This is a genomic window from Mumia sp. zg.B53 (assembly GCF_019550935.1).
GTDB lineage: Bacteria > Actinomycetota > Actinomycetes > Propionibacteriales > Nocardioidaceae > Mumia.
In genome coordinates, this window is sequence record NZ_JAHWCK010000002.1 from 202280 (window position 1) to 214847 (window position 12568).

The following is a 12568-nucleotide window of genomic DNA, read 5'->3' on the forward strand; positions in this document are numbered from 1 at the left end:
GGTCGGGTGGGGTGTCCGATAGGATCGTGTCACCGACGCGGGGTGGAGCAGCTCGGTAGCTCGCTGGGCTCATAACCCAGAGGTCACAGGTTCAAATCCTGTCCCCGCTACCAGATCAGGCCCGGGATTCAGTGCGAATCCCGGGCCTGAATGCATTCTGCAAGCGGCTGCCTTCGAATCCGTCCGTTCGTCGGACCCCGGTGGACCGCTACGCCAGACTTGCCGGGTGCTTCTGACCGTCACGACCACCCATCAGCCTGCGACCGACCTCGGCTACCTGCTCCACAAGCATCCCGACCGTGTGCAGTCGTTCTCGCAGTCCTTCGGCACCGTGACGGTCTTCTACCCCGAATCCACCGACGAGCGCTGCACGGCCGCGCTGATGCTCGACGTCGATCCGGTCCGGCTGGCCCGCTCTCGCGGCAAGAACACGCCGGACTTCAGCCTGGCTCAGTACGTCAACGACCGCTCGTACGCAGCGTCGTCGCTTCTGGGCGTGGCGATGGCCGACGTGTTCAGCACCGCCCGCAGCGGGCGTTGCCGCTCCCGGCAGGACCTTGCCGACTCGGCGATACCGCTCGAGATCGCCGTCCCGGTGCTGCCGTGCCGGGGTGGAGCGGAGGTCGCCCACCGGCTGTTCGGACCGCTGGGCTGGACGGTCGAGGCCGAGCCGATCCCGCTCGACGAGGCGTTCCCCGAGTGGGGCGACTCCCGCTACGTCCGTCTTCGGCTCACCGGCGTCGTCCGGCTCGCCGACGCGCTCAACCAGCTCTACGTGCTGCTCCCCGTGCTCGACGAGTCCAAGCACTACTGGCAGGGACCTGACGAGATCGACAAGCTGATGCGTTCGGGTGAGGGTTGGCTCGCCACCCACCCCGAGGCCGACCTGATCACCCGCCGATATCTCGGCCGTCAAGGCGTCCTGACCCGCGTCGCCCTTGCGCGGCTGGCAGAGCTCGGCGACGACGTGGAGGGCGCCATCGCGCCGGCCGAGGACGAGGACGTGCTCCAGCCTGCCGAAAGACGCGTCCCGCTCAACGCCCAGCGTCACGAGGCCGTGCAGCAGCTCCTTCTCGAGCTGCGCGCGCGGTCTGTGATCGACCTGGGCTGCGGTGCGGGCCAGCTCCTCGATCGCCTGGTCACGACGCCGTCCTTCACGCGCATCGCCGGCTCCGACGTGTCCACCCGTTCACTTCAGCACGCCGCCCGCCGTCTCCACGTCGACCGGATGAGTGAGCGACAGGCCGAGCGCGTCCAGCTGTTCCAGGGAGCGCTGACGTATGAGGACGAGCGCTACTCCGGATACGACGCCGCCGTGCTCATGGAGGTCGTCGAACACATCGACCCGCCACGGCTGGGAGCCCTGGAGCGTGTCGTGTTCGGGACTGCCAAGCCCGGCGCCGTCATCGTGACGACTCCCAACGCCGAGTACAACATGCGCTACGAAGGCCTCGTCGGCATGCGGCATCCGGACCACCGCTTCGAGTGGACCCGGGACCAGTTCGCCGAGTGGTCCGACCGCGTCGCCGCGACGTACGGCTATGCCGTCGAGCGTCGCGGCATCGGCGATCTCGACGACGTCGTCGGCGCACCCACCCAGATGGCCGTCTTCACCACCAAGGAGGGGGCCAATGACTGACGCAGCAGCCGGCACGCAGCAGATCACCGTTCCCGCCATGGGACTGGTCGTCCTGGTCGGTGTCTCCGGCAGCGGCAAGTCCACGTTCGCCCGCAGGCACTTCAGGTCGACCGAGGTCATCTCCAGCGACTTCTGCCGCGGCCTGGTCGCCGACGACGAGAACGACCAGTCGGCCACCCCGGACGCCTTCGACGTCCTCCACTACATCGTCGGCGCCCGCCTGCGCCGGGGCCTGCTCACCGTCGTGGACGCCACCAACGTCCAACCGTCTGCGCGCGCCGCGCTGGTCACGCTGGCCAAGAGCCACGACGTCTTGGTCGATGCCATCGTCATCGACGTCCCTGAGTCTGTGGCGATCGAGCGCAACAAGCAGCGGCCCGACCGTGACTTCGGCGACCACGTCGTCTCGCGTCAGCACCGCGACCTCACACGGTCGTTCCGGCGACTCACCAAGGAAGGGTTCCGTCGCGTCCACGTCCTGCGCGGCATCGACGAGGTCGAGGGTGCCGAGATCGTGCGCGAGCGACCGTGGAACGACCGCACGGAGATCCACGGACCGTTCGACATCATCGGTGACGTCCACGGCTGCGCCTCGGAGCTTCACACGCTGCTCACGGAGCTCGGCTGGACCCTGCCGTACGACGACGGCACGGCCGTCAGCGCGACCCACCCCGAGGGTCGTCAAGCGCTCTTCGTCGGTGACCTCGTCGACCGGGGTCCGGACACCCCCGGCGTCCTGAGGCTCGTCATGGGCATGGTCGCCGCCGGCACCGCGCTCTGCGTGTCGGGCAACCACGAGGCCAAGCTCGTCCGCGCCCTGCGAGGATCCAAGGTCACTGTCTCCCACGGCCTCGCGGAGTCGCTCGCCCAGCTCGAGAGCGAGCCAGAGGACTTCCGCAAGCAGGCGCTGGACTTCATGGACGGACTCATCAGCCACTACGTCCTCGACGACGGCAAGCTGGTCGTCGCACACGCCGGGCTCAAGGAGGCCTACCACGGTCGCTCGTCTCGCCGCGTCCGTGCGTTCGCCCTGTACGGCGACACCACCGGCGAGACCGACGAGTACGGACTCCCGGTCCGCTATCCCTGGGCCCAGGAGTACCGCGGCCAGGCGATGGTCGTCTACGGCCACACCCCGGTCCCGAAGGCCGAGTGGGTCAACAACACCATCTGCCTCGACACCGGGGTCGTCTTCGGCGGCGAGCTCACGGCGCTGCGCTACCCGGAGCGACAGATCGTCTCGGTGCCCGCCGAGAAGGAGTGGGACGAACCTGTGCGCCCCCTTCTCCCGCCCGTGGGCGACCGCGAGCCGTCAGTGCTGAAGGTCGATGACGTCGCCGGCACCCGGTGGCTGCAGACCACCCACGCCGGCAAGGTGAAGATCCCCGAAGAGAACGCCGCCGCAGCGCTCGAGGTCATGAGCCGCTTCGCCGTCGACCCGCGGTGGCTGATCTACCTGCCTCCCACCATGTCGCCGGTGGCCACGTCGAAGCTCGGCGGCTACCTGGAGCACCCGGCGCAGGCCTTCGACGAGTACGCCGGCTGGGGCGTCACCCGGGTGGTGTGCGAGGAGAAGCACATGGGTTCGCGCGCCATCGCGGTCATTGCCAAGGACACCGACGCGGCAGAACGGCGGTTCGGCGTCGGTGATGGCTCCACCGGCGTGATCTACACCCGGACCGGACGCCCGTTCTTCGCCGACACCAGTGAGCTCGTCGATCACCTTCGCGACTGCGCGGCACCGCTTTTCGAGTCCCTCGACACCGACTGGCTCGCTCTTGACTGCGAGCTCTTGCCCTGGTCGGCCAAGGCCATGGATCTGATCAAGGTCCAGTACGCCTCGGTCGCCGCGGCTGCGCGCCGCGTGCTTCCCGAGGCGCGGGCGGTGCTCGAGCAGGCCGCTGCTCGTGGACTCGATGTCGTCGACCTCGTCGAGAAGGTCGACCGTCGCCGTGACAACGCCGAGGCATTCCGAGACGCGTACGCCGCGTACGTCCACCCGACCCAGGGACTGGACGGTGTCACGCTCGCGCCGTTCCAGATCCTCGCCGCGGAGGGCCGGGCGCTCGCGCTGACCGAGTCCCACGAGTGGCACCTCGCACAGCTCGCGAAGCTCGAAGGCGATCTGATCACGCCCACGCGCCACCGATTCGTCGACCTCGCCTCGGCCGACGAGCGGGAGGCGGCCATCGACTGGTGGCTGGAACTGACCGGTGCCGGCGGAGAGGGCATCGTCGTCAAGCCCGCACACCTGACCACCGGCCGAATCCAGCCGGGCGTCAAGGTGCGCGGCCGCGAGTACCTGCGGATCATCTACGGGCCCGACTACACCGACTCGCTCGACGTGCTCCGCGAGCGCCACCTCGGCAAGAAGCGCCAGCTCGCCCAGCGCGAGCACGGGCTCGGCCTCGAGGCGCTCACCGCGTTCGTCGATCACGAGCCGCTCTGGAGGGTGCACCAGTCGGTCTTCGCCGTCCTCGCGCTCGAGTCGGAGCCTGTCGACCCTCGGCTGTGAGCGTTCTCAACTGGCTTCGGGGGAGCCAGGCGACGGAGAGCGACCAACCCACAGCGGCGCGGCACGAGCGCTTGAGGGGTCGGGTTGACTCGCACATCCGCCAGCCTGTGTTCACCGGCCGGCTCCTTGGTGTTGTCCTCCGCGCTGGTTGCCTGCGCCAGATTCACAGCAAGCAACCAACGACAAGGACGGACTCATGTCTCGTAGACGTAGACGTAGAGGGCTGGTCGCCGCAGGCGTGTTGGCCCTTGCTGGACTCGCTGTTGGCGGCTCGGTGTACGCCGTGTCGCCCGGCTTCACTGATGACCGTTCGGCCGGTCTGGCCGCCGCTATCAATCCCGCGAAGCCTCGTAACGTGATCCTCCTGATTGGTGACGGCACCGATGACTCCATGATCACGGCTGCGCGCAACTACCAGCTGGGCGCGGACGGACGCTTCGCGCTCGATCACCTGCCGTTCACCGGTGCTATGACGACTCACGGCCTCAAGGTTGGCTCGGGACCGGACTACCCGATCGCGTATGTGTCGGACTCGGCTCCGACGGCGAGCGGTTGGTCGACCGGCAAGAAGACGGTTGATGGACGGCTGTCGCAGGGCCCCAGCACCGCTGCGAACATCGCGGGAAAGGACTACGAGACGGTCCTCGAGATCTACAAGAAGCAGGGCAAGCTCACCGGCAACGTCAGCACCGCTGAGCTGACCGACGCGACACCGGCGGCAGCGGCCTCACACATCAACGCGCGTGCGTGCCAGGGTCCGGCAGACATGGCGAACTGTCAGTCGGCGCTCAAGTCTGCCGGTGGCAAGGGGTCCATCGCCGAGCAGCTCGTCGACAACAAGGTGGACGTCCTGCTGGGTGGCGGCAAGAACCGTTTCGGGCAGACCCTCCCAGCAGGTGGCACCGTCCTCGACTACGCGACGGCCGCCAAGGGCTACCGTGCCGTCGACGACAAGGCTGGTCTCGACGCCATCACGTCCCTCGACGGCGGACCCGTGCTCGGGCTGTTCTCCGCTGGGAACATGACGCCGATGTACAACCCGCTCGTGGCCGCCGCTCCGCCCGGCACCGGCGGCGCTGATCAGAAGTGCACGAACGCTGATCGTGGCAACCAGCCCGACCTGTCCACGATGACGGCCAAGGCGATCGAGCTGCTGGACAACGAGAAGGGCTTCTTCCTGCAGGCCGAGAGCGCGATGGTCGACAAGCAGGAGCACGCCTCGGACATCTGCGGCGCGATCGGTGACCTCGTCGAGCTCGACAAGGCAGTCAAGGTGGCTCTGGACTTCCAGAAGGAGAATCCCGACACGCTCATCGTCGTGACGGGTGACCACGCGCACTCCACGCAGATCGTCGGCGACGGCAACGGCGGGCGCCAGACCGCGACGCTACAGACCGCCGACGGTGATCCGATGACGGTCGCCTACTCCACGGCAGCATCAGGCTCCAACCACACCGGAAGCCAGATCCGCGTCGCGGCCTCGGGCCCCCAAGCGGCCAATGTCACCGGCACCATTGATCAGACGGACCTGTTCAAGACGCTCCTAGGTCGCAGGCCGAGCACGCTGTCCACGACTCCGGCGAAGCCGAGCAAGCCGGTCGTCGCGCTGGTGTCAGACAGGTCGATCACGGCCAAGAGGCTGCGGTCGTCGGGACTGCGCGTCTCGACGAACGTGGCGGGGGCGACGTCCGTCAGGGTGTCGCTGACCAAGAGCGGCAAGACGTTGACGTCCAAGACCCTCAACCGCACCGGACGGACCGTACGGCTGACGGTCAGCAAAAAGATCTCCGGCACGGTGAAGGTCGTCGTTGTCGCGCGGGGTCCGGGTGGGACGACCATCAAGACCACAACTGCGAGGGTCAAGCGCTGATCTCAGTGGGCAGGCGGGTGCGTCCGGTTTCGTCGGACGCACCCGCATCCTGCTGTTGGCCAGGGCTTCATCGATCCCTCGGACAAACTCCTCGGTCGTGGACGGTACGGGGTCCGCGTCTGCACCGACCCCGCCGACCGGCGTCCGGCCGGACGACGCCACTCTCGAGGTCTGCCTCAGGCTCGAGGACGAGGCTGGGTGTCGAGATCCTTATCGTCGCCTCGCGTCGCAGCTCGACGTCATCGCTCGCGCGGGCCAGGGCGGGGGCCTCGCGGCCCGAGGATCCTTCCCCGCGGCACGAACCAGCTGAGAGACTCGGCCGATGAGCGGTTTCGCTGACGTCGAGACAACCTGGGCGTCGCGGCTGGGCAGTCTCCGCAACGTCGTCCGTCAGAGCCTCGTGCGGACCCAGATCCACGAGCATCTCGAAGGCGTCGAGACAGTCCTCGACGTCGGGTGTGGCCAGGGCACCCAGGCCATCGAGCTCGCTGCTCGCGGACTGGAGGTCACCGGTGTCGACCCGTCTGTCGACCTGCTTGCCCTGGCGGAACAGGCTGCCGAGGTCCGAGCGGTCGACGTCTCGATGCTCCGCGGCACCATCGACGACCTCGACGATCTGCTCCCTGGGCGCACCTTCGACCTGGTCTGTGCGCACGGGTTGCTGATGTACCTTCCCGACCCGGAGAAGGCGGTTCGACAGCTCGCCCAGCGCGTCGCTCCTGGGGGAGTGGTCTCCTTCACCGTGCGCAACGGTGAGGCACTCGCCTACAGACCCGGTGTCCGCGGCGACTGGGAGGCGGCCCTGCGAGCCTTCGGTGCCGACACCTACACCAACGAGCTCGGTGTGCGAGCGGCCGCCCACCGCCTCGAAGAGGCGCTGGCCTGGTGCCGAGGCGTCGGGTGCGAGGTCGAGGCCTGGTACGGGGTCCGCGTGTTCACGGACGGCGTCGACCCTGACACCCGTCCGGACGACCGCACCTTGGCGGCGTGTCTCAAGGTCGAGGAGGAGGCGGGGCGTCGTGATCCGTACCGTCGCCTCGCGTCACAGCTCCACATCATCGCCCGGGCTCGCGGGAGCCACGCGGCCGCCTAGAACGATTCCTGAGGCTGGCGTCGCATGAAGAGCCGACGCGTGACCTCCCTCGGCTCGGAGCCGGAGGCGGTCGAGCCTCAGGTCGGGGACCGCTCGCATGGTGTGACGCAGAAGCATGAACACGGGGCCGGTATGGACCATCGTGTGGGTCACTTCGCTGGTGCGCCCGAGGTCGGTGATCCGCCAGCGTCCCTCTTCCACGGCGCCGGGCGCCTCGAGGCGCCAGACGACGCCGTCTGCCTGGATGTTGGTGTAGGTCACGAAGGCGCGGCCGGGGAGCCGGGTGGCCGCTGGGTATCGCTTGCCGAGCGCCGCGATCTGGTCGTCGGTGTCGATGGAGTGGACAGCGGGATTCCAGTCGGACAGCTGGCCGATGTCGAGGAGGATGTCGCGAATGGTCCTCTGGTCGGCCCGGAGAACGCGGGTGGCGGTGTACTGCGTCATGGTCGTCCTTCGGCTCCGGCGGTTGGAAGACACGACATTACATGACATGTCATGTAATGTAATGTCAGTGGACGACGTTGATGCGGTGCCCGGCCCCCGGCGCGACGTGACCGAAGGAGACGCTGACCCTATGGCTTCGCATGCCTCCGTGACCGAGGAGTTGCGCTACGCACTGCTCGCCGCCCAGCGGGAGGGCAACCGCCAGCTGGCGGCAGCGCTGGCTCCGCACGACGTCACGCCATCGCAAGCCGAGATCATCCTCGTCCTCGGCTCACACGGGCCGACGACGTTGAAGGGGTTGGGCGATCTCCTCGTGTGCGAGACCGGAAGCCCGAGCCGACTGGTGGACACGTTGGTAAAGAGAGGTCTCGTCGACCGCATCGAGAACCCGATGGATCGGCGCTACGTGCTCCTCCAGCTCACCGCCGAGGGCCGGAAGCTCCGGCCGCTCATCGGTGACATCGAGGCGGAGATCGATCGCCGGCTTCGAGAAGTGCTCGGTGACGACCTGCAGCGTGCGCTCGTCAGAGGGATTGTCGCGTTCCTCGCCGACAGCAACACCGGCCGCGCGTTCAGGCGGCGGTTCGGGGCTCGTGCCGAGTGAACGGTGCGTCAGCGTCCGAGAACTAGTGTGTGTGCGTGCCCGACGACCAGAAGCCCGCTCCCGTGGTCACCGACGCCGCCGCGCGGGGATCGCGCCGTCGGGAGCGCACGCGCGCTCTGCTCCTCGACGCGGCCGAGCTGCTCATGTCGCAGCGCGCTCCGGAGGAGATCAGGATCGAGGATGTCGCCGCGCAGGCGGGGATCTCGCCCGCGTCGGTGTACGTCCACGTCGGCACGAAGGACGGCTTGCTGGCGGCCGTGGCCGAGCGGGTGCTGGCGGTGGCCACGGACGCCCTCCGCTCGGCGTACGCGGCGCAGGCGCCTCCGCTCGAACGCTTCGCGGGCGTCGGCATCGCGTACCTGAGGCTCCTCCTCGACCATCCCGCCCTGCTGAGGTACCTGACCGTCACCGGTGAACGCGGTCCGCGCACGCCGGTCGAGAACGAGGTCGTCTCGCGCTTCAGTGAGCTTCGGCGGGAGTTCGAGGGGAGCATCCGTGATGCCGTGGAGACCGGCGCGATCCGTCCGGTCGACCCCGAGCTCATGTCGTACGTGCTCTTCGGTGCCTGGAACGGCGTCGCTGCGCTGGCTCTGCGACGCGACGCGTTGACGCTGCCGCCGGAGCGCATCGAGCAGGCGGCGATCGAGGCAGGAGCCGCACTCCTCGACGGCCTCACGCACGGGTCTCCCGGCGATTGAGCTCGCCGGCCTGGCGCCGATCCCCGAGAGCGAGTTAACTAGAGTCTCACTCTAGTTAACTCGTCCGAAAGTGATCCTCTCATGACGCAGACCGCGCCGCCTCCGACATCCACACCCGAGACCGGCCCTGAGACCTGGGACGCGGTGGTGGTAGGCGCCGGACCCGGGGGATTGACCTGCGCGGCGTACCTCGCGGCCAATGGCAAGAGGGTGCTCGTGCTGGAGGCCAACCAGGTGGTCGGCGGCAGCACCCAGGTCTTCCGCCGCGCCGGCAACAAGTTCGAGTTCGACGTCGGCACCCATTACGTCGGCGAGTGCGGCCCTGGCGGTCGGATGCAGACGGCGCTCTCAGGACTCGCGCTGACCGAGCGCATCAAGTGGCTGCGTCAGCGGCCCGAGGGGCACTGCCAGATCATGATCCCCGGCACGACGTTCCAGACGCCGACCGGCTGGGACACCTACCTCGAGCGCCTGATCGCGGCGTTCCCCGACGAGGAGGCCGGCCTGCGCCGGTGCGTACGGGTGATGCGGACGATCGCGGCCGGCGAGCGACCGCGCCGGCGCCCGTGGGCGCTGCTGCGCTGGGGCGTACGGCCCATCACGACGCTGATGGCGGCGTGCGGCCTCAGCGCCGACGCCCAGGCGGTCATCCTCGCGGAGAACGGCGACTACACGTGGCCCCCGCACCGGACGCCCACCGCCATGCACGCAGGCTTCCTGCACCACTACCTCCAGGCCGGTGCGTACTACCCGCGCGGCGGCGGTCAGGTGATCGGCGCCCACCTCACCGACGTCGTGCAGTCGTACGGAGGGCGGGTCCGGACCAAGGCCAGGGTCGAGCAGATCGTGCTCGAGGACGGCCGGGCCGTCGGCGTACGCCTCCAGGGTGGCGAGGAGATCCGCGCCGAGGTCGTCGTCTCGGCCGCCGACTTCAAGAAGACGTGGTTTGAGCTGGTCGGCGACCAGCACCTGACCCGCAGGCTGCGGCGCAAGCTGGACGGCCTGGAGATGACGCTGCCGATGTTCGCGGTGTACGTCGCTCTCGACGTCGACCTGCGCGAGCGGGACACCCCGCCGCTCGCCTGGGTGTGGCCGAACAACGACGTCGACGGCTACTACCGCGAGGTCGCCGCGGGTCGCTGCCCCGAGCAGATGCCGGTGGGGATCAGCTGCCCGACGGCCAAGGACCCGGCGGGGACCCACTCGGCGCCTCCCGGCTACTCGACGCTCGAGCTCGTGAGCTGGGCGCCGAAGGACTACGGGTTCTGGAACGTCGAGACGGGCCCGGCGGACGGTGGCAGCTACGGCCGTGACGAGCGCTACCTCCAGCTCAAGGAGGAGCTCACGCAGCGCGTGCTCGACACCGCCGAGCTCATGATCCCCGACATCCGGGAGCGGATGGTCTTCTGTGAGGCGTCCACCCCCATCACCCAAGAGCGCTTCACCCTCACGACCGGCGGCTCCTGCTACGGCATCGCGCCGTTGCTCAAGAACCTCGGCCCGTTCCGTCCGCGGGTCACCACCCACATCCCGGGCTTGTTCCTCGCGGGCGGGAGCACGGAGCACATGTTCGGCATCAACGCCACGATCTACGGCGGGATGGGTACGGCCGGCGCCGTGCTGGGCCGCGACCTCGTCCAGGAGGTCAACGACGGCGCCGCCTTCGTGGATGAGACCCGCCTGACGGAGATCACCGACGACTTCGACCCGCTCCTCGCGTCGAAGCCCGGCTCGGCGATTCGGCGGCCGGTGCGCCGCCGTCCTCGCGCCACCGCCTGAGTCGCCGAGGACGTCGACATCTCCGGCCCTTGTCACATCGCGGCTGATGGTGTCGTCTGACGTGCGTGAGCGTCGTGATCGTGGTCCTGGTGGCAGCCCTCCTGCACGCGACCTGGAGCGCCCTGGCGAAGTCGACGTCCGATCGCGTCGCGGGCTTCGCGGCGATGTCCACCGTCTCGGTCGTCCTCGGGGCGGTGGGCGTCGCCGTCGTGCCCTCCCCGGACCCGAGCTCGTATCCGTACCTGGCGATCTCGGGCGTGCTGCACGTGGTCTACATGCTGCTGATGACCTGGAGCTATCGCGTCGGTGACTTCAACCAGGTCTATCCGCTGGCTCGGGGCACCAGTCCGCTCCTGGTCACCGTCTTCGGACTCCTCTTCCTCCACGAGGTGCCCGGTCGTGGTCAGCTCCTCGGCATCCTGCTGGTCTGCGCGGGGCTGCTCGCCCTGGTGTTCACTCGTTCGCGTCGTCCGGCGCCCGCCTGGCCGGCGGTGGCCTCCGCCGTTGCCACCGGGGTGGCCATCACCAGCTACACGGTCGTCGACGGCCTCGGGGTGAGGAGGGCCGACGCGGTCCTGGGCTACGTGTTCTGGTTGCAGCTGATCATGGGGCTCGGATTCCTGGTCGTGGCAGCGGCTGTCCGAGGGCGGCGCGTGCTGTCGTTCGACCGGACGATCTGGATCCGGGGACTGGGCGGGGGACTGATCGCCACGGCTGGCTACGGTTTGGTGCTCTGGGCACAGACCCAGGCAGATCTCGGCACGGTCGCGGCGCTGCGGGAGACCAGCATCGTCTTCGGTGCCGTGATCGGCGCCGCGCTGCTGCACGAGCCGATGGGCCGGCAGCGCGTCGTGGCCTCCGCCGTGGTGGTCGCCGGCGTCGTCCTGATCGTCTGATCTCCTACGGCTGTGACGGTGGCGCGGCGACGAGCTGCTGGCCTCCGTCGATGTCGAACGTCGCTCCGGTGAGCGCCGGGTTGGTCATGATGTGGACGGCCAGGGCGGCGACGTCCTCCGGCTCGACGACTCTCCCGGTCGGCACCGTCCGCCGCAGCTCGTCGAGCCTCTCCTCGAGTCCGTCCCCGAGGAGCCGTGCCGACAGTGGCGTGTTCACGAAGCCGGCGGCGATGAGGTTCACGCGTACGGGTGCCACCTCGACGGCGAGGCTGGCGGCGAGCGCGGGGAGGGCTGCGGTCATCGCGGACGTCACACCGATCCCGATGCTGGGATGACGGCCTCCGGTCCCGCCCATGAAGAGGAGCGCGCCACCGGGGCGTACCCTGGGTGCGCCGTACCGCGCGATGCCGGCCAGGAGCAGCGGGTGGTCCTGCAGCGCCCGTCCCGCCTCGCCGAAGTCGGTGTCCCACAGGGAGGCGTAGTACGGGTTCCCGGCCGTGACCATGACGTGGTCGACCGGCTGCTCGAGGTCGGCGAAGAACCCGCGTACGGCATCGAGGTCGTGGGCGTCGAAGGCGGCTGTCCGCCGGGCACCGACCTCCTCTGCCGCCGCCGCCAGTCGGTCGGCGTCACGGCCGACCAGGAGGACATCGGCTCCCTCGATCCGTGCTTCGCGCGCGGTCTCGAGGCCGATGCCTGCGCTCCCGCCGATCACGACGACGGTCTGATCCAGCAGCCTCCCGCGGCGGGGCGGCGGGTCCTCGGTGTGGGCCGTCATGGGGTCGACTCCTTGGCTCGCCGTTCTTGATCACACGGTCCTCCCGAATCGATGCAGCGGCAAGAGGTCGTACGGGTTTCCCTCGCGACGCGCGATGTCGATCGACCCCGCGACCGCGGCGCGCGACGCTCATCGCGCGGCAGCCCATCGACTGAAGCTCCTGAACGACCCTCACCGGCCACTGCCGACGGAGGTCTTCGACGACACCGTGAGCATCGGTGCCGGCGACCTGGCCCACGACCTCGACGACCT

The 12568-nt window shown here is 68.9% G+C and carries 10 protein-coding genes and 1 tRNA gene; 9 read left to right on the plus strand and 2 right to left on the minus strand.

Going from position 1 to position 12568, the window contains the following annotated elements; translation table 11 throughout:
• Nucleotides 1–36: 36 nt before the first annotated feature.
• From KV102_RS12060 to KV102_RS12080, 5 genes are all read left to right on the plus strand, one after another.
• Nucleotides 37–113 (plus strand) — tRNA-Met (locus KV102_RS12060).
• 113 nt (nucleotides 114–226) lie between these two features.
• A complete protein-coding gene (locus tag KV102_RS12065; protein WP_220346428.1) occupies nucleotides 227–1639 on the plus strand; it encodes a 3' terminal RNA ribose 2'-O-methyltransferase Hen1 in 1413 nt (470 codons plus the stop codon).
• On the plus strand, nucleotides 1632–4154 hold the full coding sequence (locus tag KV102_RS12070) for a polynucleotide kinase-phosphatase (RefSeq protein WP_220346429.1): 2523 nt from the start codon (nucleotides 1632–1634) through the stop codon (nucleotides 4152–4154). The genes KV102_RS12065 and KV102_RS12070 overlap by 8 nt, the downstream gene beginning before the upstream one ends.
• Before the next feature lie 355 nt (nucleotides 4155–4509).
• Nucleotides 4510–6024 (plus strand): alkaline phosphatase, encoded by a 1515-nt coding sequence (locus KV102_RS12075; RefSeq protein ID WP_220346430.1) that lies wholly within the window; start codon nucleotides 4510–4512, stop codon nucleotides 6022–6024.
• 322 nt (nucleotides 6025–6346) lie between these two features.
• Nucleotides 6347–7117 carry a class I SAM-dependent methyltransferase gene (locus KV102_RS12080; RefSeq protein ID WP_220346431.1) on the plus strand — a complete coding sequence of 257 codons (771 nt, stop codon included), beginning with the start codon at nucleotides 6347–6349 and terminating at the stop codon, nucleotides 7115–7117.
• Here the strand turns inward: KV102_RS12080 and KV102_RS12085 are convergent.
• Nucleotides 7067–7561, minus strand: coding sequence for an SRPBCC family protein (locus tag KV102_RS12085; RefSeq protein ID WP_220346432.1), 495 nt, complete (start codon nucleotides 7559–7561; stop codon nucleotides 7067–7069). The genes KV102_RS12080 and KV102_RS12085 overlap by 51 nt on opposite strands.
• A 130-nt stretch (nucleotides 7562–7691) precedes the next feature.
• On the opposite strand from KV102_RS12085, the gene KV102_RS12090 reads away from it, so the two are divergent.
• The 4 genes from KV102_RS12090 (at nucleotide 7692) to KV102_RS12105 (ending at nucleotide 11538) form a co-directional block, all read left to right on the plus strand.
• A complete protein-coding gene (locus tag KV102_RS12090; RefSeq protein WP_220346433.1) occupies nucleotides 7692–8165 on the plus strand; it encodes a MarR family winged helix-turn-helix transcriptional regulator in 474 nt (157 codons plus the stop codon).
• Between the two features lie 35 nt (nucleotides 8166–8200).
• Nucleotides 8201–8863 carry a TetR/AcrR family transcriptional regulator gene (locus KV102_RS12095; protein WP_220346434.1) on the plus strand — a complete coding sequence of 221 codons (663 nt, stop codon included), beginning with the start codon at nucleotides 8201–8203 and terminating at the stop codon, nucleotides 8861–8863.
• Between the two features lie 81 nt (nucleotides 8864–8944).
• Complete coding sequence (locus KV102_RS12100; RefSeq protein ID WP_220346435.1) at nucleotides 8945–10642, plus strand: NAD(P)/FAD-dependent oxidoreductase; 1698 nt, start codon at nucleotides 8945–8947, stop codon at nucleotides 10640–10642.
• Between the two features lie 65 nt (nucleotides 10643–10707).
• Nucleotides 10708–11538 carry a DMT family transporter gene (locus tag KV102_RS12105; RefSeq protein ID WP_220346436.1) on the plus strand — a complete coding sequence of 277 codons (831 nt, stop codon included), beginning with the start codon at nucleotides 10708–10710 and terminating at the stop codon, nucleotides 11536–11538.
• Between the two features lie 4 nt (nucleotides 11539–11542).
• On the opposite strand, the gene KV102_RS12110 is transcribed toward KV102_RS12105, so the two are convergent.
• Nucleotides 11543–12316 (minus strand): SDR family oxidoreductase, encoded by a 774-nt coding sequence (locus KV102_RS12110; RefSeq protein ID WP_220346437.1) that lies wholly within the window; start codon nucleotides 12314–12316, stop codon nucleotides 11543–11545.
• Between the last annotated feature and the right edge of the window lie 252 nt (nucleotides 12317–12568).